24 protein-coding genes are annotated in these 24,581 nt (G+C 31.8%); 22 read left to right on the top strand and 2 right to left on the bottom strand.

Translation table 11 applies throughout. The annotated features are described in order from the left end of the window. Positions 1 to 169: 169 nt before the first annotated feature. Positions 170 to 2,488 (top strand): ATP-dependent Clp protease ATP-binding subunit, encoded by a 2,319-nt coding sequence (locus KTC92_RS01460; RefSeq protein WP_165414968.1) that lies wholly within the window; start codon positions 170 to 172, stop codon positions 2,486 to 2,488. A gap of 48 nt (positions 2,489 to 2,536) precedes the next feature. Here KTC92_RS01460 and KTC92_RS01465 read toward each other — a convergent pair whose 3' ends face one another. Then, positions 2,537 to 3,223: a phosphatase PAP2 family protein gene (locus KTC92_RS01465; protein WP_220285916.1), complete on the bottom strand. Its 687-nt coding sequence runs from the start codon at positions 3,221 to 3,223 to the stop codon at positions 2,537 to 2,539. Between the two features lie 127 nt (positions 3,224 to 3,350). Here KTC92_RS01465 and KTC92_RS01470 point away from each other — a divergent pair, with 127 nt between their 5' ends. The 3 genes from KTC92_RS01470 to KTC92_RS01480 are packed head-to-tail and all read left to right on the top strand — an operon-like array spanning position 3,351 to position 6,057. Beyond that, positions 3,351 to 4,313, top strand: a complete 963-nt coding sequence (locus tag KTC92_RS01470) for a sulfide/dihydroorotate dehydrogenase-like FAD/NAD-binding protein (RefSeq protein WP_216302523.1) — start codon at positions 3,351 to 3,353, stop codon at positions 4,311 to 4,313. Beyond that, entirely contained in the window at positions 4,310 to 5,587 is a 1,278-nt protein-coding gene (locus KTC92_RS01475; protein ID WP_220285915.1) for an FAD-dependent oxidoreductase, read from the top strand. The genes KTC92_RS01470 and KTC92_RS01475 overlap by 4 nt, the downstream gene beginning before the upstream one ends. Positions 5,588 to 5,634: 47 nt before the next feature. Further along, a complete protein-coding gene (locus tag KTC92_RS01480; RefSeq protein ID WP_220285914.1) occupies positions 5,635 to 6,057 on the top strand; it encodes a putative ABC transporter permease in 423 nt (140 codons plus the stop codon). Positions 6,058 to 6,253: 196 nt separating this feature from the next. Here KTC92_RS01480 and KTC92_RS01485 read toward each other — a convergent pair whose 3' ends face one another. Further along, the gene (locus KTC92_RS01485) at positions 6,254 to 6,439 is read right to left on the bottom strand and encodes a hypothetical protein (RefSeq protein ID WP_220285913.1); all 186 of its coding nucleotides are present in this window, start codon (positions 6,437 to 6,439) and stop codon (positions 6,254 to 6,256) included. Positions 6,440 to 6,760: 321 nt separating this feature from the next. Here KTC92_RS01485 and KTC92_RS01490 point away from each other — a divergent pair, with 321 nt between their 5' ends. From KTC92_RS01490 to pknB, 18 genes are all read left to right on the top strand, one after another. After that, complete coding sequence (locus KTC92_RS01490) at positions 6,761 to 6,904, top strand: hypothetical protein (RefSeq protein WP_220285912.1); 144 nt, start codon at positions 6,761 to 6,763, stop codon at positions 6,902 to 6,904. Positions 6,905 to 7,145: 241 nt separating this feature from the next. Further along, positions 7,146 to 7,346: a hypothetical protein gene (locus KTC92_RS01495; protein ID WP_165413677.1), complete on the top strand. Its 201-nt coding sequence runs from the start codon at positions 7,146 to 7,148 to the stop codon at positions 7,344 to 7,346. Positions 7,347 to 7,602: 256 nt separating this feature from the next. Next, complete coding sequence (locus KTC92_RS01500; protein ID WP_165413678.1) at positions 7,603 to 8,598, top strand: asparaginase; 996 nt, start codon at positions 7,603 to 7,605, stop codon at positions 8,596 to 8,598. A 149-nt stretch (positions 8,599 to 8,747) separates the two neighbouring features. Then, on the top strand, positions 8,748 to 10,103 hold the full coding sequence (locus KTC92_RS01505; RefSeq protein ID WP_220285911.1) for an NCS2 family permease: 1,356 nt from the start codon (positions 8,748 to 8,750) through the stop codon (positions 10,101 to 10,103). Positions 10,104 to 10,334: 231 nt separating this feature from the next. After that, entirely contained in the window at positions 10,335 to 11,489 is a 1,155-nt protein-coding gene (locus KTC92_RS01510) for an aminotransferase class I/II-fold pyridoxal phosphate-dependent enzyme (RefSeq protein WP_216302525.1), read from the top strand. A gap of 339 nt (positions 11,490 to 11,828) precedes the next feature. Next, positions 11,829 to 12,707: a YicC/YloC family endoribonuclease gene (locus KTC92_RS01515; protein WP_165413680.1), complete on the top strand. Its 879-nt coding sequence runs from the start codon at positions 11,829 to 11,831 to the stop codon at positions 12,705 to 12,707. Between the two features lie 14 nt (positions 12,708 to 12,721). Continuing rightward, positions 12,722 to 12,994 (top strand): extracellular matrix/biofilm regulator RemA, encoded by a 273-nt coding sequence (gene remA, locus KTC92_RS01520; protein WP_165413681.1) that lies wholly within the window; start codon positions 12,722 to 12,724, stop codon positions 12,992 to 12,994. Next, positions 12,994 to 13,605, top strand: a complete 612-nt coding sequence (gene gmk / locus KTC92_RS01525) for a guanylate kinase (protein ID WP_165413682.1) — start codon at positions 12,994 to 12,996, stop codon at positions 13,603 to 13,605. The genes remA and gmk overlap by 1 nt, the downstream gene beginning before the upstream one ends. Then, entirely contained in the window at positions 13,598 to 13,816 is a 219-nt protein-coding gene (gene rpoZ, locus KTC92_RS01530; protein WP_165413683.1) for a DNA-directed RNA polymerase subunit omega, read from the top strand. Before gmk ends, rpoZ begins: the two co-directional genes overlap by 8 nt. 1 nt (position 13,817) lies before the next feature. Then, complete coding sequence (gene coaBC, locus KTC92_RS01535; RefSeq protein ID WP_216302526.1) at positions 13,818 to 15,008, top strand: bifunctional phosphopantothenoylcysteine decarboxylase/phosphopantothenate--cysteine ligase CoaBC; 1,191 nt, start codon at positions 13,818 to 13,820, stop codon at positions 15,006 to 15,008. A gap of 48 nt (positions 15,009 to 15,056) precedes the next feature. Further along, positions 15,057 to 17,258, top strand: coding sequence for a primosomal protein N' (priA, locus tag KTC92_RS01540; protein ID WP_216302527.1), 2,202 nt, complete (start codon positions 15,057 to 15,059; stop codon positions 17,256 to 17,258). Positions 17,259 to 17,298: 40 nt separating this feature from the next. Beyond that, the gene (gene def, locus KTC92_RS01545; protein ID WP_165413686.1) at positions 17,299 to 17,751 is read left to right on the top strand and encodes a peptide deformylase; all 453 of its coding nucleotides are present in this window, start codon (positions 17,299 to 17,301) and stop codon (positions 17,749 to 17,751) included. A gap of 1 nt (position 17,752) precedes the next feature. Next, the gene (fmt, locus tag KTC92_RS01550) at positions 17,753 to 18,682 is read left to right on the top strand and encodes a methionyl-tRNA formyltransferase (RefSeq protein ID WP_216302528.1); all 930 of its coding nucleotides are present in this window, start codon (positions 17,753 to 17,755) and stop codon (positions 18,680 to 18,682) included. 15 nt (positions 18,683 to 18,697) lie between these two features. Beyond that, positions 18,698 to 19,375, top strand: a complete 678-nt coding sequence (locus tag KTC92_RS01555; protein ID WP_216302529.1) for a zinc metallopeptidase — start codon at positions 18,698 to 18,700, stop codon at positions 19,373 to 19,375. Positions 19,376 to 19,402: 27 nt separating this feature from the next. Beyond that, positions 19,403 to 20,731, top strand: a complete 1,329-nt coding sequence (rsmB, locus tag KTC92_RS01560; protein WP_216302530.1) for a 16S rRNA (cytosine(967)-C(5))-methyltransferase RsmB — start codon at positions 19,403 to 19,405, stop codon at positions 20,729 to 20,731. 12 nt (positions 20,732 to 20,743) lie between these two features. Continuing rightward, entirely contained in the window at positions 20,744 to 21,790 is a 1,047-nt protein-coding gene (rlmN, locus tag KTC92_RS01565) for a 23S rRNA (adenine(2503)-C(2))-methyltransferase RlmN (protein ID WP_165413690.1), read from the top strand. A 2-nt stretch (positions 21,791 to 21,792) separates the two neighbouring features. After that, on the top strand, positions 21,793 to 22,545 hold the full coding sequence (locus KTC92_RS01570; protein WP_165413691.1) for a Stp1/IreP family PP2C-type Ser/Thr phosphatase: 753 nt from the start codon (positions 21,793 to 21,795) through the stop codon (positions 22,543 to 22,545). Next, on the top strand, positions 22,520 to 24,514 hold the full coding sequence (gene pknB, locus KTC92_RS01575; RefSeq protein ID WP_220285910.1) for a Stk1 family PASTA domain-containing Ser/Thr kinase: 1,995 nt from the start codon (positions 22,520 to 22,522) through the stop codon (positions 24,512 to 24,514). The genes KTC92_RS01570 and pknB overlap by 26 nt, the downstream gene beginning before the upstream one ends. Positions 24,515 to 24,581 lie beyond the last annotated feature (67 nt).

The raw sequence follows: 24,581 nt of genomic DNA on the forward strand, positions 1-24,581 counted from the left end.
ATATATGTATAATAGTAGAATAAAATAGAAAAGTAAAAGAGTTAAAATAATAAGGAGCAGTTATTCTATTAATGAGAAATAAACAATCAGAATATATCGAACAAATTCTATTGAAAGATGATATACTGTTATAATATTGTATACAACATAAAATATGGAGATGATTTATATGAAGTTATGTGAAATATGTAAAAAAAATATTGCAATGATATTAACATCAAGAATTGAGAATGGAAAAACCGAAACTATAGGATTATGCATAGAGTGTGCTAAAAAAAGGGGTATTCCAGTTATGGATCAATTAGTGCAACAAGCTGGATTATCCTCAGAGGATATTGAAAACTTAAATGAACAAATGGGTAATATGTTCAAAAATATGAATTTAGAGGATATAGATCTTGAGGATTTAAATGCTCCCAATATGGATATTGAGAATGGTGATAAAAAAAAGACCATTGGTAATATTTTTAATGGATTATTTTCACCTGTTGATGAAAATAGTGATTTTATAGAGGATGAAGGTCAAATCTCATCAAAGATTAAAGAAACAGCTGAAGATAAATCAAAAAAGAATTGGTTTAAAAAGAAGCGAAAGAATTTAGATACATATGGTATAAATCTAACTAACAAAGCAAATCAAAATGGCGTCGACAAGGTTGTTGGACGGGATAAAGAAATCGATAGAGTGGTACAGATTTTAAATAGGAGAAGCAAAAATAATCCAATATTAATTGGAGAAGCAGGTGTTGGTAAAACAGCTATTGCAGAAGGGTTAGCTGTAAGAATTGTAGAAAAACAAGTTCCAGAAAAATTATTTAATGCGGAAGTTTACCTGCTTGATTTAACTGCGGTGGTTGCAGGTACACAATTTAGAGGGCAATTTGAAAGCCGCATGAAGTCAATTATTGAAGAAGCTAAGGAAAATGGAAATATAATATTAGTTATTGATGAGGTGCACAATATTATGGGTGCTGGTGAGGTTCAGGGGGGTGCAATGAATGCAGCAAATATTTTGAAGCCAGCTTTGGCCAAGGGGGAAATACAAGTTATTGGAGTTACTACATTGGAGGAATATAGAAAATATATAGAAAAAGACGCAGCACTCGCGAGAAGATTTCAGCCAGTCCTAGTTGAGGAACCTAGTATAGCTGAGACAATAGAAATTTTAAAAGGAATAAGAGGCTACTATGAAGAATACCATAAAGTTAAAATATCTGATGAAGTAATTGAAGAAGTTGTAAATTTATCTGAAAGATACATAACAGAAAGATTTCTGCCAGATAAAGCCATTGATGTTATTGATGAGGCCGGTTCTAGAGCTAATTTAAAAAATAAAGGTCTTGTCGAACTTGCAGAATTAAAAGAGGAATCAGAAAAAATTCAAAATGGAAAGAAGGAAGCTGAGGTTGCCGGAAATTTTGAAAAGGCTGCAGAATATAGGATGAAGCTATGCAAAGTAAAAGAAGATATTAACGAAACTCAAGAAAAATATAGTGATGTTCAAATTACTCTAGAGGATATTGCTTTTGTGATTGAGTCATGGACTAGAATTCCAATTAAAAAAATTACAGAAAAAGAAGCGAAAAAGCTATTAAATTTGGAAGGTAGGCTACACAAACGAGTTATAGGTCAAAATGAAGCTATTATAAGCTTATCTAGAGCAATTAGGCGGAATCGTTCCGGATTTAGAAAAAAGAAAAAGCCATCTTCTTTTATTTTTGTAGGACCAACAGGAGTTGGAAAAACAGAGCTAGTTAAAGCACTATCTTGTGAGCTTTTTGGAAGTGAGGAGTCATTAATTCGTATAGATATGTCTGAATACATGGAAAAACATACAGTTTCGAAGCTAATTGGTGCACCACCAGGGTATATAGGATATGATCAGGGTGGACAATTAACTGAAAAAGTCAGAAGAAAGCCATATTCAGTGATTCTTTTAGATGAAATTGAAAAGGCTCATCCGGATGTATTTAATATGCTGCTTCAAATTCTTGAAGATGGAATACTAACAGATAGTCAAGGCAGAACTGTTTCCTTTGAAAACACTGTAATAATAATGACGTCTAATGCAGGTACTAAGTTTAATTCAGGTAATATTGGTTTTGTTCAAGGTGATTATGATATCTTAGAATCACGTGTAAAGGACGCTTTAAAAGAAACATTTAGACCAGAATTTTTAAATAGAGTAGATGAGATTATTGTATTTACCACTCTTAAAAAGGAAGAGCTACGTAAAATAGTAGATTTAATGATGATGGAAGTAATAGGAGAGGTAAAGGAAAAGAAAATTACAGTGCATGTTTCAGAAGATGTAAAGGACTTTATATTAGAAAAAGGATACGATGATAAATACGGTGCAAGGCCACTTCGAAGAACTATTCAAAAATACATTGAAGATGAAATTGCAGAGCATTATCTTGAGAATAAATTTAGTGAAGGATCAAATATATCCATAGAATTAAAAGATGACAAAATTGTTATAATATAAAGTTAAAAAGCTGCTGAAAATTATTCAGCAGCTTTTGATTTAGCAGTATTATTGTTCAATATCTTGTTTTGTGAAGGTATAAACTTTTTTGGAATTATAAAGGTTGTAATGTTCTTCTACATAAATGATTGAAGTGAATATCACATTACATAAGAATATTGCGAAAAAAATATCCATTATTACGTGTTGTTTAACAAATTCAGTGGATATAATAATGAGAAATCCTAAGATATTAACTGGAATTTTAATACGTTTTCTAGCATTAGCAGCGTTAATCCCTTTAACAGCTAGGTATGCAGTAATTACATGGATGCTTGGAAAACAATTATATGGTCCATCAGAATTATAGGTAAATAAAATCAGCTTCGAGAATATATCATCCCCTGTAACAATAGGCCTTGGAACAGTTGTTTGAAAAAAGTAATAAGTGACAAAAGCAACAACATAACATAGGACTAAAGTAAGCATAATCCTATAATAAACTTTTCTGTTCTTAAAGCATAAATAAATAAAACAAAATGCTAAGAAAAACCACAAAGTCATATAAGGTATTATAAAAATTTTTATAAGTGGTAAAGATCTATCTAAATCAGTAGTTAGATCATAAACTCCTCTTTGAGTATTATTTAATGTCCAATAGAATAAATTGGAAAAAGGAACAGAACCAATAAGTAATAATGGCAATAATTTTTTTAAAAGAGCTTTCAAATAATCAGTCCTTTCTTCAATGACCATTTTAACGGAAAATAACAATAATTTCAATGATTTTTGTAAAAAGTTTTTATGAATATTATGTAATTAATATGAAAATTAAGTGATTGTATGTATATAAGTATAGACTTGATTAAAAGAATATCGTAGTTTGGCGTCTCAACCATGTCCTTGCCATCTGGCAGAAACAGGGGACTGCATATTATGTTCACAGCTAGCAGGTAAAGATTTCTGCGACTGCTGCAACTTTAATGGGGTATGTATATATCAAGAATATGTTTCAAACAATTTTAAAGCTAAAGAGGGTAGGAAATATTATCATTGTAAAATATTAGAAAAAAATAAATTAGAGGACAATGTTATTATACTTACAGTAGGTGCAAGTGATAAATTGGTAAGTGAATTAGTTTATGCGGGAAGTTATATTTTTGCACGAAGACCAGATACAGAAACGAGGTTTGATACGCCAATATCAATATTGGATACTGATACCAGAAATAATACTATAACTATTGCTATAGAACTTAAGGGGACTAAAACCAAAGCATTAGATTTGTTAAAGCTAGGGGAAGAGTTGCTTGTAAAAGGGCCATTTTGGAATGGTACTTTAGGACTAAAAAACATATATAAAGTTAAAAATAGTATATGCTTAATTGTAGCACGAGGTATAGGGCAGGCACCTATGATACCAGTACTTAAATATTTGCATGCAAATAATAATGAAAATATAGTTGTGCTTGATAATTCCCCTTATAAAAATAGTTTTGTGAGTGAGTATTTAGAAAAGTATGCTTCAAAAGTTATACAGTGCAATACTATAGAGAATGGAAGAGTAACAGATGAATTTAATAATATATTAAATGATTTAATTAGTAATAATAACATTAGTTTAGTTCACTGTGATGCTGCAGATGTTTTAAATTATGAATTGATGAAGGTCGTAGAAGATATGGACAAAAACATTAAATATTCTTGTTGTAATAATGCCAAAATGTGCTGTGGAGAAGGTGTGTGTGGCTGTTGCACAAGAATAAATAACGACCTTAAATTAAGGCGGCTCTGCAAAATGCAGACAGAACCTAAATATGTATTAGAAGGGAGGAGAATATTTTGAAGGTTATCGTAATTGGTGGTGGGTGGTCTGGTTGCAGCGCGGCAATAATAGCAAAAAAAGCAGGAGCTACGGTTGCGTTATATGAAAAAACAGATATGCTCTTAGGACTTGGCAATGTAGGCGGTATAATGAGAAATAATGGAAGGTATACTGCGGCAGAAGAAATGATAGCGCTTGGGGCAGGAGATTTAATACATTTGACTGATGAAAACACTAGACATAAAAATATTGATTTTCCGGGGCATAAACATGCCTGGCTTTACGATGTAAACAAGATCGAACCAGCAGTAGTAAAATATTTAAAAGCTATGGATATAGAATTAAACATGATAACAAGAGTGGTAGATGTTGAAAAAGAAGGCAATAGAATAAAAGGAATATATCTATCAGACGGGGAATATGTTGAGGCAGATGTATTTATAGAAACTACAGGTTCAACAGGGCCAATGGGTAACTGCTTAAAATATGGAAATGGATGTTCAATGTGTATTTTAAGATGTCCAGCTTTTGGGCCAAGGGTAAGCATAAGCTACAGAGCAGGAGTTGAAGACTTAAAAGGAGAAAGACAAGAAGACGTATATGGAGCTTTTAGCGGCTCGTGTAAACTAGCTAAGGATTCTTTAGCCGATGACGTTGTAAAACAACTAGATGAAGCAGGAGTGGTTGTTTTGAAGATTCCAGAAGAAGATATAAATTTAGAAAAACTTAAATTAAAGGTATGTCAGCAGTATGCCCTTAAAGAATTTGCAGAAAATGTAATTTTATTAGATACAGGTCATGTAAAGCTTATGACTTCATATTATCCATTAGATAAGTTAAGAAAAATTAAAGGACTTGAAAATGCAAAATATATAGATCCATATGCAGGGGGAAAGGGAAACTCTATAAGGTATCTATCAGTAGCTCCAAGGACAAATAGTATGAAGGTTATAGGCCTGGATAATTTGTTCTGTGCAGGCGAGAAGTCTGGATTATTTGTAGGTCACACAGAAGCAATGATAACAGGGGCTTTAGCCGGACACAATGCCATAAGAAATTATATAGGAATGCCTCTTTTGATGTTGCCAAGGTCCCTTGCCGTTGGAGACATAATGGCCTATGCGAATGAAAAAATGAAATCTAAAGAAGGAAGAAGAAACAGATATACTTTTGCGGGAGCGGGGTATTTTAAGAGAATGCAAGAACTTGGACTTTATACTTTAGATATAGATGAAATTAAGGGGAAAGTAGAAAAACTAAATTTAACTAATATATTTAATGAAAAACTTATATAAAAGAGGGTTAGTAGTATATTTTACAAGGTAATACACACAATATTCTCATGTGGAAAAGATTTATTATATACGGATTTTTAGGGCTTTTAGCAGAGATTTTGTGGAATGGGTTTGGAGCAATGATTAAGGGCGATGTATTACTTAGGGGCACTACCTGTATCTGGATGTTTCCTATATATGGGCTTGCTGTATTTCTTGAACCTGTGCATTATAGGATAAAACATCTTCCGCTTATTGTGAGGGGAGGCATATATATGGTCCTTATATTTGCAGTAGAATTAATTAGCGGACTACTGCTTAGGGCGTTTTTAGGTGAGTGTCCATGGAACTATGTAAATAAAAAAAATTCAATATGTGGGATAATTACATTAGGTTATGCACCGGTATGGATGGCCTACGGAATTATGTTTGAAAAAACACATGATGTTATAGTACGCATTGAAAATAGTCTCAGTGGTAATGCTAATTAGGTTTAGATTAGGTCTTAAAAATTATAAAAACTTGATGACGTAGGTTTAATGTAACAAGTACATTAAACTTACTTCATCAAGTTTTTGTTTATTATATAGGAAACAGCTTGCGGAACTGAAATGATGCATTAATAGAAATATTTGCTTTTTTCTTTTTTATTACGATTTTACTGTTAATATAATTTGAGATTGTAATTTAAAAATAAATGTATAGCATTTTATAAGTATAGTAAAGTAATAACATAGCTAGAATACCCACTATAATCCAAAAAACAGCTAGTTTATAATCGTTTTTTTTTACCTTTGGAGTGAAAACATCAACAATATTATTAAGTGGTTTATTAATTTCTTCATGTATAATTTTTTTTAAGTCATTGCCCATTTAATACACCTCATTAATCAATTACTTATTTATATATATTATCTACATATAAATTAATATTCCATTTGCGAATAATTCTATGATTATTATAAATTTTACCATTCAATTGTGGAAATAAACTAAAATAATTGATTGTAAAACTAAAACTTTAACATATATGAAAATAAATTCTAAGTAAAGATGCTGGGTATAATAAATATTATATTGAGGAAAATAATAAAGTGAATGTAAAGAATTTTAAAACAAATCAAGTTATTGAGGTAAAAGTTTCAGACTTTATTTAAAAGTGGAACATAATTAAATTTGAAGGGAGTTTTAACGATGCCTGATCATCAACATGTTGGAGGTAGTAAAAATAGTAATATTGATGTTAAACGTGACGATATCAATAGACCTAAGAAAAGCAAAGGGGATAAGAAAAAACCACCTTTGTATGAAAATTTCAATGGAAAAACCCTTGATTAGATTATAAAACATGTGGATTAGATTATATGAGATATATGAAGGAGGTTAGTAATATGCAAAAGGGCAAAAAAAGTGGAGTTAATGGTCAAGAAGTTAATATTGGGACTAAAAGAACAGATGCTAGCGATAAGCAGAAAGGTGTGAAGAAAGAAAAAAGAAATTAAAATAAATTTTCATACTAAAAGCTACAGTTTTTTTTAGTTTAAAGTCTTAACTATAAAAAGAAAAGGAGTGTGATTTAATGATAAGTAAAATAGAGGATTTTATAAGTGAAGGTTATAAAATAATGAAGTTTGAACGTGATATTGATAAAGTTACTGGTCAAGAGGTAGGGAAGATTGAAGTTAAGGCGTTAGACGGATATAGGCAGTATATAACCTTAGATGATAATTGTGCCGATGAAATAGAAAAAAAATTATTTGAATATTTAAAAAGTAAATAGTATGGTTCTCTAGCTACCAAATCCATAAACGATTATGTAGTAATAAATTATGTATAATGAAAATGATGTTAATAAGATATGCTTATAACTATAAGCATATCTTATTTTTTTGTTAGACCGGCAGGTGAGTATGCAAATACACGAAAAATTCATTTGCTAATATTTGTGTGATAAGCTATTTAAGGTTATAATTATTTTACAGTTTAAAAATAAACAAAAAAATATCTGTTTTTAATAAGGGTAGGAGGAATTTTAATTGAAAAAAGTTGTGGTTATTTTTAATGGAGGAACAATCTCTATGACGGTTGACCAAAGAATAAAGGCTGCGGTTCCAACGCTAAGTGGAGAAGAAATAATGTCTATGGTTACGGGAATTGAAAATTATGCAGAAATAGAATCACATACTTTTTCAAATTTACCGGGACCTCATGTGACACCGGAACTAATGATGGATTTATCTAAATATATACAAAGTTTTTTATGTAGAGACGATATATGTGGGGTTGTAGTTACTCATGGTACAGATTCACTTGAGGAAACAGCGTATCTGTTACACCTAACTATTGATAATCCAAAGCCTGTAATTGTTACAGGATCAATGAGAAATAGTTCGGAGCTTGGATATGATGGCCCAGCAAATTTATCAGCTTCCATCTGTACCGCTATTTCGGAAGATGCACGTAATAGGGGCGTATTAGTATGTTTAAATGACGAACTTAATTGTGCTGGAGAGGTTACTAAATCACATTCAATGCACTTAAATACTTTTCAGAGCCCAGAGTTTGGACCAATAGGGATTATAGATAATAATGAAGCAATATTCTATAGGGAAAGTTTAAAAAAAGAACATATTATAACAGAAAAAATAGAAACTAGAGTAGATTTAATAAAAGCTTGTGCTGGGATGGATTCGAAATTAATTGACTTTTGTGTGCAGCAAGGGGCAAGAGGGATTGTTATTGAAGCTATGGGAAGAGGAAATATTCCACCTAAAATGGCGGACGGAGTAAAGTCAGCTATAGAAAATGGAGTGACAGTAGTTATGGTATCTAGATGTTTTAAAGGACGAGTATTAGATTCTTATGGATATCCAGGTGGTGGAAAAGAACTTAGAAATGATGGTGTGATTTTTGGAGATAGCCTGCCAGGCCAAAAAGCTAGAATTAAACTTATGCTTGCACTTGCAAGTACAACTAGGAGAGAAGAAATTAAATGCATATTTGAAAGCGGTCGGTACAAAAGCCGAATTTAAAAAACAAATTAAGCTTAAATATTCGTGATGGTATTGACGTACATGCCTATTTTTGTTATTATGTTTGTATAAAAGTAAAATAACCACTATGGTTTATTAATAACCATAGTGGTTTTATTTTGTATTGCAAACACATGGAGGGAAACTAAATGGAATATTTTAAATTGAAAGAAAACGGAAGTGACGTAAAAAAGGAAGTTATTGGAGGGATAACTACATTTTTAACCATGGCATACATTATTGCGGTTAATGCAAACACATTAGGTAATCCTGGTGTAGGAATGCCTGTACCCGCTATAGTAACTGTAACTTGTTTAACAGCGGCTTTCGCTACTATATTTATGGGGTTATATGCTAACTTGCCCTTTGCTTTAGCACCAGGAATGGGATTAAATGCATTCTTTGCATATACTGTAGTAATAGGAATGAAAGTTCCGTGGCAAGTAGCATTAGCAGCTGTCTTTGTAGAAGGAATTATTTTTATTATATTATCATTAACTAATGTTCGCGAAGCTGTAGTTAATGCTATACCAACAACTTTAAAATTGGCAGTTACCGCAGGTATTGGACTTTTCATTGCATTTATTGGTTTTGTAGATGCTGGTATTGTAGTTACTAATAAAGCAACAAAGGTTTCTATGGGTAGTTTTAGAAGTCCTACAGTATTAATAACTGTAATAGGAGTAATTATAATAGTGGTGTTGTCTAAAAAGAAAGTTAAAGGGGCTATATTATGGGGAATAGTTGCAAGTACAGTATTGGCTTGGTTATTTGCAATAATATTACCAGAAGCTGCAGCAACTTATAAAATAGGTACACCACAAGGTATATTTAAATTTGAATCAATAAAACCAATTGCAGGTAAACTAGATTTTTCATACTTAACTGATACAACTAGAATATTGGGATTTTTGACAATAGTCTTAACGTTTTTATTTGTTGACTTTTTTGATACTGTAGGAACTTTAGTAGGAGTTGCTTCAAAGGTTGGAATGCTTGATAAAGATGGTAAGGTAAAAAATGCTGGACGTGCGTTACTAGTAGATGCCGTTGGTACTACTGTGGGAGCTTTTCTTGGTACATCAACTGTAACCACTTTTGTAGAAAGCTCAGCGGGAGTTGCAGAAGGTGCTAGGACTGGACTCGCTTCCGTTGTAACAGGAATATTATTTTTAATAGCAATGTTCTTTTCACCTTTGTTCATTGCAATACCATCATGTGCAACTGCACCTGCTTTGATAATTGTAGGATTCTTTATGATGGAGAATATAGTTAAAATAGATTTCAGTGATTTTACAGAGGGAGTTCCTGCTTTCCTAACAATCGCATTAATGCCTTTGACTTATAGTATTGGAGATGGTTTAACTATAGGTATTCTTTCTTATGCGGTGTTAAACCTAGTAAACAATATATTTACTAGGGATGCTAGTAAAAAGAAGAAGGTTTCAGTTGTAATTTATATCTTAGCAGTATTGTTTATTATCAAATTAATTGTAACTGGTTAAATTATCTGTAAAGCAGTAATAATATGTGTATTATGAATATACTAGAGCATGATAGTATAACTTATCGTGCTTTAGTATATTTTTTAACGAAAATTTAGAAGTCATTAATATTGTAGTTTTGAATATAATAAATAACTTCGACAGTGATTTAACGCGGATAAGTAAAATAACTGTAACAAGGTTAGTGCCGCCCGAATAACATAATAAAAGAAATATATAAAGGGTGATATTATGAAAATAAATAATAGACTATCCAATGTTTATGAATATCATTTTAAAAAGATTAACGATAAAAAAAATGAAGCTTTGCTGAATGGGAAAAAAATTATTGACCTTAGTATAGGGGATCCAGATTTAACAGTTCATTCAAAAATTACCGATGCCTTAATAGAGGGATTAAAGGATGATAGATATAATAATTACCCTCCCTACGATGGGTTAATGGAACTTAAAAAAGCAGTTATAAGGTACTATAATCAGGTTTACAGCGTAAGTCTAAGTTTGGATGAAGTAATAATTCTTATAGGATCAAAAGAAGGTATAAGCAATATAATACCAGCTGTATGTGATATAGGGGATTGTGTAATAGTGCCTGAGCCTGCATATCCTGTTTACAGTACTTGTTCAAAACTCTGGGGTTGCGTGCCATATACTGTAGCCCTAACACAAAACAATGGATATATGATGAATCTTGAGGTCATCCCCGAAGAAATTGTTAAAAAATGTAAGCTTATTTTTATAAATTATCCCAATAATCCAACAGGTGCAGTAGCGGGTTCTGAGTTCTATAAGAGGATTATAAAGTTTTCTTATGATAATAATATTGTTTTATGCAATGATTCAGCATATAATGAAATAATTCAAGTAAATAAAAAAAATATAAGTCTTATGCAATATGATTTAAAAAGGAAATGCGTAGAGTTTGGAACTTTATCTAAAACTTACAATATGACAGGGTATAGAATAGGGTATGCTGTAGGTAATGCTAAGGTAATAAACTCTCTTTTAAAGATAAAAAGCAATTGTGACTCTGGTCAATTTATTCCAATTCAAAAGGCTGCTATTGCTGCTCTTAATTTAGAACGTGATTATATTCATAATACAAGAAAAATATATGATGAAAGACGTGAAGTTGCTAAAAGTGTTTTGCTACAAAAGAATGTTGATTTTTTTGATGCAGAGGGCACTTTTTATTTGTGGTGCAAAACACCTAAAAATTATACAACAAATGAGTATTGTGAAGAATTATTGGAGAATTACGGGATTGTGGTTACGCCTGGAAATGTATTTGGAAAACTTGGATACGATTATTTCCGTATAGCATTGACTAAAGATAAGCTTATTATTGAAAAAGCTTTAAAATCTCTAAAAAAATGTGGTGATTAATATTATTATTGGTATAATATAAATTATATAGGAAATATTTTAATATAAGGATGAGCTGTTTTTAAAATAAGTCGATTTATAATTTGATAACATTTCAGAAGGGAAATATCCTACTTATATAAGTGGGAGGTACATACTATAACAAAGAGAAAACTTCAGTAGAAGTATAAATTCCCTTCTGAATTCGTTAATATTGAATCACTTAAGTGAGAATTTAAAAGTATTTTTTTATATGAAAATCGTAATAAAGTGAGAACTTATAATTTTAGCTTGAAACTTAGGTGATAGTTTATGTATAATTATAAAGATTCACAATGAACATTGGAAGGATGCGTTGTTATGATTAGGAGTATGACTGGGTTTGGAAGAGGAAGTTGTGAAAAAGATGGTAAAAGCTTTACCATAGAGATTAAAAGTGTCAATCATAGATATTTCGAAACTAATATAAGAATGCCTAGAGTATTAATAGCGTTTGAGGATAAAATTCGGAAGATAATTGGTGAAAAAGTAAAAAGGGGAAAGCTTGATGTTTTTGTAACTCAAGGGAATTATGATAAGGAAGATGTTGAGGCTTATTTGAATGAAAAATTAGCTGAAAGCTATATAAACTGCTTTCGAACATTAAAAGATAAATATAATCTGGATGGCGACATTCTAGTTGACACAATAGCTAGATTGCCGGAGGTAATAACTCTTAAACAAAAGGAAGAAGAGGGTTCAGAAACTTTTGATCAGATTGAACAATCACTAAAAAAAGCTCTTGAAGCTCTTCTTTTTATGAGAGAAAGAGAAGGCCAAAAATTATTAGCGGATGTTATCATTAAATGTGATTTAATCAATGGGTTAGTTGAAAAAGTCAAGGAAAGAGCACCGTTTATTGTTTGTGAGTATAAAGAAAAACTAGTTCAAAAACTAAATGCTTTGCATAAAGAAGTAGGGTTTGATGAGAATAGAGTTGCCATGGAAGTTGCGATTTTTGCTGACAAAGCTGGAATTGATGAAGAAATTGTAAGATTAAATAGTCATATAGAGCAAATGAAGGAAACTTTAATTTTAGACGAACCAATTGGCAGAAAGCTTGATTTCATTATTCAAGAAATGAATAGAGAAACTAACACTATAGCATCAAAAGCAAATGATTTAGAAATTTTAAATACAGTAATTAATATGAAAAGCGAAATAGAAAAAATTAGAGAACAAATACAAAACATAGAATAAACAGGAGGCACACGATGAGTATAAAATTGATAAACATAGGTTTTGGGAACATTGTTTCAGCAAACAGATTAGTAGCCATAGTTAGTCCTGAATCGGCTCCAATTAAAAGAATAATTCAGGAAGCGAGAGATAGAGGTATGCTAATTGACGCCACTTATGGAAGAAGAACCAGAGCAGTTATTATAACTGATAGTGATCATGTTATTCTATCAGCTGTTCAACCTGAAACTGTTGCGCATAGGTTATCTGTTAAAGATGATGAAAGGTTAGACGAGGTTGATGAATAATGAGGAGTAAAGGACAGCTAATTGTTATTTCAGGCCCTTCTGGTGCTGGTAAAGGGACTGTATGCAAGGCGCTTCTCGAAAAAAACAATTTTTGGATTTCGGTCTCTGCGACTACAAGAAGCCCAAGAAGCGATGAAATAGAAGGAATAAACTATTATTTCATAACTAAAGAGAAATTCCTAGAAAAAATCGCATTAGAAGATTTTCTTGAATACGCAGAGGTTTATGGAAATTGTTATGGTACTCCTAAATCTGAAGTTCTAAAAATATTAGATGGCGGTAGGGATGTAATACTAGAAATAGATATTCAAGGCGCACTTAAGGTGAAAAGGGCTTATCCAAGCGGTTTATTTATTTTCATTCTTCCACCGTCTATGGAGGAATTGAAAAATAGAATTACAAATAGGGGCAGTGAAACGCCAGAGTCCTTAATTACTAGATTTACATCGGCGCATGAAGAAATTAGTTTTGTATCAAAATATGATTATGCAGTTGTAAATGACACTGTAGATAATGCTTGTGAAAAAATTCAAAGCATTGTAATTGCAGAAAGATGTAGAGTCGATAGAATGAATGGAGATTTTCTAAAGGAGGAAATTAGTAATGAATAATTCAATGATTAACCCATCAATAGTAAATTTATTAGAAAAAGTAGATAATAGGTATTCGTTAGTTGTAGCAACATCAAAAAGAGCAAGACAAATAATAGAAGGTCAAAGCCCACTTGTACAGGTAGATTCCACAAAGCCAGTTACTATATCTATACATGAAATTTATGAAGGAGCTATTGTGGCGATGACAACAAAAGAAGGAATAAAATAGTATGGAAAACAAAAAGACAGTAGTTATTGGTGTAACAGGTGGGATAGCAGTATATAAGGCTTTAGATGTTATTAGTAGATTAAGAAAAGAAAATGTTTGCGTACATGTTATCATGACTAAAGCGGCGTCGGAGTTTGTAACCCCTCTAAGTTTTCAATCTATGAGTCAGAACATTGTCATTCATGATATGTTTGATGAGCCTAAAGCATGGGAACTACAACATATATCTCTTGCTAAAAAAGCAGATCTATTTGCTGTAATTCCAGCAACGTCCAATATAATTGGTAAAGTTGCAAATGGGATTGCAGATGATATGTTAACTACTACTATTATGGCAACAAAGGCACCAGTGATTTTTGCTCCAGCAATGAATGTCAATATGTACAATAATCCAATACTGCAAGGTAATATTCAAAAGCTTAAGGCTTTTGGATATGATTTTATTGCGCCAACATCAGGAAGACTCGCCTGTGGGGACATAGGAGAAGGAAAGTTAGCACAAACTGAAGATATTTTTGAAGAAATCATGAGCAAGTTGTATCCTATAAAAGATATGAAAGGCACTAAAGTTTTAGTTACAGCTGGGCCTACAATTGCGCCTATTGATCCTGTAAGATTTATAACAAATAGGTCAACAGGCAAAATGGGATATGCAATTGCGAGAGAAGCTAGAGATAGAGGGGCGGTTGTAACTTTAGTATCTGGACCATCTGGTGAAAAAACACCTTTTGGTATAAATGCCATAAAGGTTAATACTAATGAAGAGATGAGAACTGCTGTAATAGATAATTTTTACGATAGTGATATAGTTATAAAAGCAGCAGCTGTATCTGACTTTAAGCCTAAAACATACTGTAGTAGCAAAATTAAGAAAAGTGGAAATGGATTAAACTTAGAATTTGTGCGTGATAATGATATTTTAAAAGAATTAGGATCGCTTAAGAAGAATCAAGTATTAGTGGGTTTTGCAGCTGAGAGTAATGATTTGCTACAAAATGCGCAATCAAAACTTCTTAAGAAAAATTTAGATTACATAATTGCCAATGATATAACGGGAACAGATATTGGGTTTGGAACTGAAGATAATAAAGTGATTATTTTAAGCAAAGACAATAGTCCAATAACAATAGACAAAATGCCAAAAAAAGAAGTTGCTAGGGAATTGTTTGATTTAATAAATAAAAAGCGCTAATGCGCTTTTTTATGTTATATAAAATCATAAAATTAAAAGGGTGATTAAGTGTATCAGTATGCTGGAGTTGTGGTGAATAATGATTCGGTTCAAGTGGATAAGGTTTTTACATATAAAATACCTATTAGATTAATAGGCAGTGTCCATTTAGGATTTAGAGTTAAAGTGCCATTTGGTAGAGGAAACAGGACAGTGGACGCTTTTGTATTGGAACTTTATAAGCAATGTGAGAATGTGAAGAATATTAAGGAGATAACAACTATATGTGATGAAATGCCACTCCTTAAAATAACTGATATTGAACTTGTAAAGATTATGAAAAAAAAATACCTTTGTACATATTTGGAATGCATAAAAGTTATTATTCCAAGAGGTATAACAAAAGGTATAAAGAATAAGACGATGCAAGTATTAACTGCGAGCAAGGAACTAGAAGGCAAATTTTTAAATGAACCTTACAAAAATATTTATGAGATAATACAATTAAATAATATGAAATATAATAAGACTGAGTTCAGTAAAAATTTTAATAAATCACTGTCATCAATAAATACAATGATTAAGCATGGATTCTTAACCACGCAAGAGGTTATAATTAATAGGTATAGCGAAAAAAACTATTCTAGGTATGAAGAAAAAACACTAAATGAAAGACAACAGCAGTCAGTTGATTTTATAATAAATTCTAAGGCGAAAAAATTCTTGATACATGGAGTTACAGGTAGTGGAAAGACTGAGATATACATGAATTTAGTTAGTTATATGTTAAAAGAGAATAAGCAGTCTATAATACTTATACCAGAAATATCGTTAACCCCACAAATGGTTGAAAGGTTCAAAGGTAGATTTGGACGTGATATAGCAGTTTTTCATAGTAGGCTATCAGATGGTGAGAGATATGACGAATGGATGAGAGTAAAGCTCGGAAATGTTAAAATTGCTATTGGGGCAAGGTCAGCTATATTTTTACCTTTTGAAAACTTAGGATTAATTGTTATAGATGAGGAACATGAAGCGAGTTATAAATCCGACAGTAATCCAAAATTTGATGCTCGTGAAATAGCTTATATGAAATGTGAACTAGAAAATTGCAAATTAATATTGGGGTCAGCTACTCCATCTATTGAAAGTTATTATAGGTCTACCATAAAGGAATTAGAATTAATTACTATTAATGAGAGGGCAGATGGTGCTGCCATGCCAAAAGTAGAAATCGTTGACATGCGCGAAGAGTTAATGAATAACAATCGTTCAATATTTAGTAAGCCACTGCATGAGGGTATTATTGAATCTCTAAGCAGAAACGAGCAGGTGATTTTGTTTTTAAATAGAAGAGGTTTTTCGACCTTCGTATCCTGTAGGAAATGTGGTTATGTTTTCAAATGCAAAAAATGTGATATATCATTAACCTACCATAATTCAAGTGAATACCTAACTTGCCATTATTGTGGAGAAAAAGAAAAAATAAGTAAAACATGTCCTAATTGTGGAAGTAGTTATGTTAAATATTTTGGAGTTGGAACAGAAAAAATTGAGCAAGAAATTAATAGGATTTTTCCAAGTGCAAAAACTCTAAGAATGGATTTTGACACAACTCGGAAAAAAAATTCTTATGAATATATATATAATACCTTTAAAAATAAACAGGCAGATATTTTAATTGGAACTCAGATGGTTGCTAAAGGATTAGATTTTAAAAATGTTACTTTAGTAGGAGTAATAGCTGCGGATTTATCATTGAATTTACCGGATTTCAGGGCTTTTGAGCGGACGTTTCAACTACTTACTCAAGTCTCAGGAAGAGCAGGTAGAGGTAAGAAAGAAGGCAAGGTAGTTATCCAAACATATAATGCTGACAATTTGACCATACAGTATGCAGCGGAGAATGACTATGATAGTTTCTATAAAAATGAAATCATGATGAGAAAAGTTATGGACTATCCACCTTTTACAAGTATTCTAGTCATAACTATGAGTTCTGAGGATGAAAATTTGTTAATAAAAAGTACACAAAATGTTGGTGAAAATTTAAAATATAAGATTAAAAACAATGATAAAATTACATTGCTAGGTCCATGCCCTTGTGGAGTTTCAAAAATTAAAAATTTCTATAGATGGCAAATTATAATTAAAGGAAATATTGAACAAACAATTGCAGAGGAAATAAAAAAATCGGTTTATGAATTGCTTAAGAATGTTTATACTAGTATACGAGTTAGTATAGATATTAATCCAAGTAACATGATCTAACAGCACCTTTGGTGATAATTAATGACAAGGAGGTTTTCGTATGGCTATAAGAACGATTAGAACCTATGGCGACGACATATTAAGGAGAAAAAGTAGAGTGGTAGATGAAATTAACCCTAGGATTCTATTATTAGTTAAAGATATGAAAGAAACTATGTATAAGTCTAAGGGAGTAGGGCTTGCTGCACCGCAGGTTGGCATTTTAAAGAGGATAGTAGTTATTGATGTTGGTAATGGACCTATGGCAATTATTAACCCACAGATTGTAGAAATACAAGGTTCACAAATAGACAATGAAGGTTGTTTAAGCATACCAGGAGTACAAAAAAATGTAGATAGGCCAGAAACAGTAAAAGTGAAGGCATTAAGTGAAAATGGAGAAGAGATAATAATAGATGGAGAAGGTCTTCTTGCAAGAGCACTCTGCCATGAAATTGATCATTTAGATGGGATATTATTTATAGACAAAGCAATAGAGGGTGAGGAAAAATAATATGAAGATAATTTTTATGGGTACGCCAGAATTTTCAGTGCCATCCCTTTCGCAACTTATAAATGAATTTGAAGTTTCTGCTGTTTTTACTCAGCCTGATAGACCAAAAGGAAGAGGTAAAAATTTAGCAATGTCCGCTGTTAAACAGTTAGCTGTGACTTATAATATACCGGTATATCAGCCTTTAAGACTCAGAAATAATGAAGAAATGATAGAAATGATTAAAAACTTAAAACCGGATTTTATTGTAGTAGTAGCGTTTGGACAAATCCTTCCAAAGGAAGTGCTTAGTATTCCTAAATATGGATGTATAAATCTACATGCATCTTTATTACCCAAATATAGAGGCGCGGCTCCTATAAATTGGTGTGTTATTAATGGTGAGAGTAAAAGTGGAAATACAACAATGCTTATGGATGTTGGTCTTGATACAGGTGATATACTTTTAACAGAGGAAATGGAACTGCCAGGTGTTATGTCTGCGGGAGAATTGCACGATATTCTTATGAATAGCGGAGCACAACTTTTAGTTAAAACAATAAATGGTATAGTAAGTAACGAAATAGAGCCAGTTAAACAGGAAAATGAATTTAGTTCATATGCTTCTAAGTTAGGCAAAGAAATGGCAAAGATAAATTGGGAATGTAGTAATGTTAATATTCATAATTTTATAAGAGGATTAAATCCATGGCCAATTGCATATACTCATTATGAGAATATAGTAATGAAAATATATAAGTCAAAAGTAATAAACGAACAATCAAATAAAATGATTGGGAGTATTATAGAGGTTTCAAAAGAAGGATTAAAGGTAGCGACTGGTAGTGGTGTTTTACTTATTGAAGAGATACAATTTCCGGGTAAGAAGCCTTTAAAAGTAAGGGATTATATAATAGGAAATAAGATAAATGAAGGTTCGATTTTGAAATAAGAAGGGGTGAATAATATGCTTTTTTATGATAATACTATGGTTGTATTATTGCCAGCTATAATTATATCAGGCTTAGCACAACTTAAAATTAAGTCTTCATTTAGTAAATACTCAAAGGTGAATAGTGCAAATGGATATACAGGGGAGAAGGTAGCTAGAATGCTACTTGATGATGGAGGGCTTTTTGATATACCAGTGGAAATAGTAGGTGGAAAGCTTACTGACCATTACGACCCTTCTAAACGAGTTATGAGGCTCTCCAAGGAGGTTTATAATGGGACAACAGTTGCAGCTATAGGGGTTGCGGCTCATGAAACTGGGCATGCGCTTCAAGACAAAGAAAAATATGCGCCTTTAAAAATAAGGAACGCTATAGTGCCAGCAGTTAATTTTAGTTCTAATGTATCCTGGTTACTATTTTTAATAGGAATAATTTTAAGTGTACCTTCTCTAGTGAATATTGGAATTATATTATTTTCAGCAGTGGTAGTATTCCAGTTAATTACCTTGCCAGTTGAATTTAATGCATCTAGTAGAGCACTTACAATTTTAGAATCCAAAAGTATACTTTATGGAGATGAAATAAAAGGAGCTAAAGCAGTATTGAGTGCAGCTGCTATGACATACGTGGCGGCAACACTTATGGCAGTTTCTCAGCTTATACGTCTTGTTCTTTTAAGTCGCGATAGATAAAATCAAATAGAAAATTGAGGTAATAACATGAACAATAGTAGGTTAGTAGCAATTGTAGTTATAGAAAAAGTAATAAATGAAAACGCTTATTCTAATATAGTTTTGGGTCTGGAACTTAATAAATCCGATTTAAATGATAAGGATAAAGCGTTAGTTACAGAAATAGTTTACGGTACTTTAAAATATAAATACACAATAGATAAAATATTGAGCAGTTTTTTAAAAAAAGGCTTTGAAAAGGTAGATAGTTTTGTTTTAAACATATTAAGAATATCAATATATCAAATTAGGTTTTTGGATAAAATACCAAGTTTTGCTGTGGTTAATGAGGCTGTAAACTTAACAAAAAAGATGAGTAATGTAGGAGCGGCACAATTTGTTAATGGAGTACTTAGAAACTATCTAAGGGGCGACACCGCGGTGTATTATAATGAAAAAAATGATATTGAAAGATTATGCTTTGAGTATTCCTTCACTAAGGCTTTAGCTAAACTCTTTATAAAGCAATATGGGATTGAAAGCGCTGAGAAAATTCTAAGTGGCTTAAATCAAAAACCTGATGTTACAGTTAGAGTTAATACTCTGAAATTAACTTATGAGGAAATATGGGAAAAACTTATAGAAAATGGGTATAATATAGAAAAAGGCTATGCGTGTTCTGAGGCAATACGAATTATTAAAGGGAAAAATATAGAGAATAACCTTTTATTTAATGAAGGAAGTATAACAGTCCAGGATGAAAGCGCAATGCTTACAGCTCTTTCTATGGACCTTTTGCCAAATCTAGAAGTATTAGATCTTTGTAGTGCACCAGGTGGAAAGACAACACACATTGCAGAAATTATGAAAAACACAGGACATATTTTTGCATTTGATTTACATGAAAATAAGTTATCATTAATAAAACAAAATTTAAATAGAATAGGAATTGTAAATACAACTTGTGATGTTATGGACGCTACAATTTATGATCCAAGTTTACTTCAATCTGCAGATAGGGTACTTATTGATGTACCTTGCTCTGGTCTTGGAATTATTAGAAAAAAACCTGAGATAAAGTGGAGTAAACATATAAAAGACATAGAAAATATAATTCACACACAAAGAAAAATAATGGAGAATGCTTCAAAATACATAAAAAAAGGTGGAGTACTTGTATATTCAACATGTACCCTTAATAAGGAAGAAAATGAAAGCAATATTGAATGGTTCCTAGAGTCTCATTCAGAATTTAAGATTGAACCAGTATTTTACGGTGAATTTGATAATATAAACTATAGTGATAAAGGGTATGTTACTATATTACCGAATGAATACATGGATGGATTTTTCATAGCCAAAATTATAAAATCATAGTAGGTGTATAAAATGATAAATATATTAGATATGAATTTAGTAGAGTTAAAGCAATGGATGAAAAGTAATGGGGAAAGTGAATTTAGAGCTAAGCAAGTATTAGACTGGATTTATAAGGGAATATGGGAATTCGAAAATATGAATAATATTCCGCTCAGTATAAAAGAAAAGTTAAAAAATAATTTTTACATAGGAATACCTGAGCTCGTAGAGGAATATACTTCAAAACAAAATGATACAAGAAAATATCTTTTCGCTTTAAACGATGGTAATTTAATTGAATGCGTTGTTATGAAATATAAACATGGGAACTCTATATGCATATCGACTCAAGTTGGATGTAGGATGGGATGTAAATTTTGCGCATCTACCATTGGAGGAATGATTAGAAATCTAACTCCAGGGGAAATGCTAGCTCAAATAATGAAATCACAGCATCTAATTAATGAGCGAATTTCTAATGTTGTATTAATGGGAAGTGGGGAGCCATTTGATAATTTTCATAATGTAATAAAATTTCTTGAAATTGTGAATTCAGAAAATGGGTTAAATATTGGTCAAAGACATATAACTATTTCTACCTGTGGTATCGTACCAAAGATTAAAGAGTTTGCTGATATTAACTTGCAAACGACACTGGCTATTTCACTTCACGCATCTACGGATGAGATTAGAATGAAGAGTATGCCAATTGCAAATAAGTATTCTATTGCAGAAATTATTGATGCATCTAAATACTATATAAATAAGACTAATAGACGCATAACTTTTGAATATGCTCTTGTAAAGGGTCTTAATGATAGCACGCAAGATGCAGAAAAATTAAGTGTATTGTTAAAGGATATGTTATGCCATGTTAATTTAATTCCAGTTAATGAAATAGAAGAGAATGAATTAAAAAGATCTTCAAATGATGACGTTGCTGAGTTTAAGAGGGTACTTGAAACTAATAATATCCAGACAACAATAAGGCGCGAAATGGGCCTGGATATTAATGCGGCTTGTGGTCAACTTCGGAGAAGCTATATTAAAAGTGAAAACTTAAATGAGGGGGTGTAAAAATGCTTGGGGTTTTATCTGATGTTGGAAATGTTAGAAAAACAAATGAAGACTCGGTAGGCTATTTTGAAGATACTGATTTTGGTATTTATGCTATAGCAGATGGTATGGGTGGTCATAATGCAGGAGAAGTTGCAAGTCAGCTAGCTATTAAGGTTATAATAGAATATATAAAGAAGAATCATCATGGTTTAGATCTCAAAGAAGTGCTTTCTGAAGGAATAAAATCTGCAAACAAGAAAATTTATGACATGGCAAGTGGTAATGATTCGCTTAAAGGGATGGGGACAACTATAACAATCTGCTTTAAAAAACAAAATGAAATGGTTGTTGCAAATGTAGGTGACAGTAGTTGTTATATTATTGATAATAACAAAAAATTATTAAAAATTACAAGAGATCATTCTTTGGTACAACAGCTTTTAGATAATGGTACTATAACTGAAGAAAAAGCTAGAACTCATCCGAATAAAAATATTATTACAAGGGCACTTGGAACAAATGAGTTAGTAGAAGTTGATTTATTTGATGTTAATTTGACCAATATATTCAAATGTATTTTATGCACAGATGGCCTTACTAACGATGTGACTTATTCTGAAATGTATGATATTATTATTAAAAATGAAAATGACAATATTTCTAGCTGTAAAATGTTGGTGGATTTAAGTAAATCTAAGGGTGGACGCGATAACATATCGGTTATCGTATTTGAAGGAGAGTGCAGAGATGATAGGAACCATATTAGGGAGTAGATATGAACTCCTTGAAAAAATTGGAGAGGGTGGAATGGCGATAGTTTATAAAGCTAAATGTCGTTTGCTCAATCGTTATGTTGCTGTAAAAATATTAAAAGAAGAATTTTCAAATAATATAGATTTTATGGATAAATTTAAAAAAGAGGCTTCATCCGTAGCTAGTCTCTCATCAAATAATATAGTTAATATTTATGATGTTGGACAAGAGCGAGATATTAACTACATTGTAATGGAATATATAAAAGGAAAGACTTTAAAGGAAATTATACTTGAAAATGGTAGTATGAATTATGATCAAATAATAGACTATGGAATGCAAATTGCAAAAGCACTTGAGTGTGCTCATAAGAATAACATTATACATAGAGATATAAAACCTCATAATATTTTAGTGACTGAAGATGGAACGGTTAAAGTTACAGATTTCGGTATAGCAAAAGCTGCTAGTTCTGTAACTATAACTAATACCAGCACAGTGATGGGATCAGCTCATTATTTTTCACCAGAACAAGCTAAAGCAAGTTTTGTAGATTGTAGAACAGATATTTATTCTTTTGGAATAGTACTTTATGAGATGTCTACAGGGCAAGTGCCTTATGATGCAGAAAGTCCTGTATCAGTAGCATTAAAACATATACAGGAACAAGTTGTGCCACCTAAGAAAATAAATGGTAATGTTCCTGAAAATTTGAACAAATTAATATTAAAGGCTATAGAAAAAGAACCTATAAAGAGGTATCAAACTGCGAATGAGATGTTTTTAGATCTGCAGAGAATACAAAAGAATAGTTCATATACTATCGCAACAAATAGCATGGAAAATGAATACACTAGGGTTATGGCAGCTGTAAATGTAGATGACTATGAAAAAGAAGATGATCATGAAGAAGAAAAAGAAGAAGTAGTAGAAAAAGAACAAGTAATTAAAAAACCGAAGTCTAAAAATAACAAAAAAAATAAAACGATAATAATGGCTTTTGTTGCAGTAATTTTATTGATTGTTTTAGGTAGTGTTGCGGGAGTCACATTAAAGAACTATCTTACTGACAAGCAAGTTAATGTGGCAGATAAGATATTGGTGCCTAAAATTATTGGCTTAGATAAGGTAGAGGCAGAAAAATTAGTTGTAGAAAAAGGCTTGAATTTTGTAGTGGCTGGAGAAGAAAATAGCGAAAAACCCGAAGGCGAGGTACTGTTATGTTTTCCTGATGAGGGAACAGAATTAAAGGCTAAGGGTGAAGTAAGAGTTACGGTGAGTAAAGGGCCTGCAAGTTTCAAAATTCCTTCTGTCAAGGGGACTGATAAAGCTTCGGCTACTGCTATTATTGAACAAAATGGATTGGTGCTAGGAAATGTAACATCTGAATTCAATGATTCCATTGCTAGTGGTTTAGTAATAAGCCAAAACCCAGATCCGGGTAGTTTAGTTCAAAAAGGCGATAAAGTAGATTTAGTAATAAGTAAGGGTGTAGAGATTAAATTAACAAAGGTTCCAAATCTAAATGACGTATCTTTAAATGATGCAGAGAGAGTATTGCAAAATGCAAATTTAAAATTAGGTGAGCGACACCCGGTGGTAACTCATGATAAGTCACTTGATGGTAAAATATTCAATCAAAGTATTGCTGCAAATACGGAAGTTACGGAAGGTAATTCTGTAGGAGTTAATTATTACAAGTATGAAGAACCTAAAAAAGAACAATTTGATGTTCCAGACTTTAAGGGGAAAACTGTTAAAGCAGCACGTGAGTCAGCTGCACAATCGAATATAAACATAGTAGTTTCTGGTAATGATGAAGATATCATTGAGTCGCAAGACAAGGAGCCAGGGACTAAGGCAAATGTTGGGGATACTATAACTTTAACATCTAAGGCTGCGGAAGTTCCAGTAACTCCTGAAACACCTCCAGCAACAACTGAAACACCCCCAGCAACAACTGAAACACCCCCAGCGACTCCTCAATAAGAATAAGTAATTACAAGATATATGAAATATATTCAAAAATATTAAATAGAAGGTAAATGGTGAGGGA

It is taken from the genome of Clostridium sp. CM027 (genome assembly GCF_024730565.1).
GTDB classification, from domain to species: domain Bacteria; phylum Bacillota; class Clostridia; order Clostridiales; family Clostridiaceae; genus Clostridium_AD; species Clostridium_AD estertheticum_B.

Bases quoted from the DNA above. Each gene is read 5' to 3' on its own strand.
- KTC92_RS01460 (WP_165414968.1), top strand. From the start codon at position 170: ATGAAGTTATGTGAAATATGTAAAAAAAATATTGCAATGATATTAACA.
- KTC92_RS01510 (WP_216302525.1), top strand. From the start codon at position 10,335: ATGAAAATAAATAATAGACTATCCAATGTTTATGAATATCATTTTAAA.
- rpoZ (WP_165413683.1), top strand. From the start codon at position 13,598: ATGAATAATTCAATGATTAACCCATCAATAGTAAATTTATTAGAAAAA.
- rsmB (WP_216302530.1), top strand. From the start codon at position 19,403: ATGAACAATAGTAGGTTAGTAGCAATTGTAGTTATAGAAAAAGTAATA.
- KTC92_RS01570 (WP_165413691.1), top strand. From the start codon at position 21,793: ATGCTTGGGGTTTTATCTGATGTTGGAAATGTTAGAAAAACAAATGAA.
- KTC92_RS01465 (WP_220285916.1), bottom strand. From the start codon at position 3,223: ATGGTCATTGAAGAAAGGACTGATTATTTGAAAGCTCTTTTAAAAAAA.
- KTC92_RS01485 (WP_220285913.1), bottom strand. From the start codon at position 6,439: ATGGGCAATGACTTAAAAAAAATTATACATGAAGAAATTAATAAACCA.
- pknB (WP_220285910.1), top strand. From the start codon at position 22,520: ATGATAGGAACCATATTAGGGAGTAGATATGAACTCCTTGAAAAAATT.
- fmt (WP_216302528.1), top strand. From the start codon at position 17,753: ATGAAGATAATTTTTATGGGTACGCCAGAATTTTCAGTGCCATCCCTT.
- KTC92_RS01515 (WP_165413680.1), top strand. From the start codon at position 11,829: ATGATTAGGAGTATGACTGGGTTTGGAAGAGGAAGTTGTGAAAAAGAT.
- rlmN (WP_165413690.1), top strand. From the start codon at position 20,744: ATGATAAATATATTAGATATGAATTTAGTAGAGTTAAAGCAATGGATG.
- gmk (WP_165413682.1), top strand. From the start codon at position 12,994: ATGAGGAGTAAAGGACAGCTAATTGTTATTTCAGGCCCTTCTGGTGCT.
- coaBC (WP_216302526.1), top strand. From the start codon at position 13,818: ATGGAAAACAAAAAGACAGTAGTTATTGGTGTAACAGGTGGGATAGCA.
- KTC92_RS01505 (WP_220285911.1), top strand. From the start codon at position 8,748: ATGGAATATTTTAAATTGAAAGAAAACGGAAGTGACGTAAAAAAGGAA.
- KTC92_RS01490 (WP_220285912.1), top strand. From the start codon at position 6,761: ATGCCTGATCATCAACATGTTGGAGGTAGTAAAAATAGTAATATTGAT.
- KTC92_RS01480 (WP_220285914.1), top strand. From the start codon at position 5,635: ATGTGGAAAAGATTTATTATATACGGATTTTTAGGGCTTTTAGCAGAG.
- KTC92_RS01555 (WP_216302529.1), top strand. From the start codon at position 18,698: ATGCTTTTTTATGATAATACTATGGTTGTATTATTGCCAGCTATAATT.
- def (WP_165413686.1), top strand. From the start codon at position 17,299: ATGGCTATAAGAACGATTAGAACCTATGGCGACGACATATTAAGGAGA.
- remA (WP_165413681.1), top strand. From the start codon at position 12,722: ATGAGTATAAAATTGATAAACATAGGTTTTGGGAACATTGTTTCAGCA.
- KTC92_RS01495 (WP_165413677.1), top strand. From the start codon at position 7,146: ATGATAAGTAAAATAGAGGATTTTATAAGTGAAGGTTATAAAATAATG.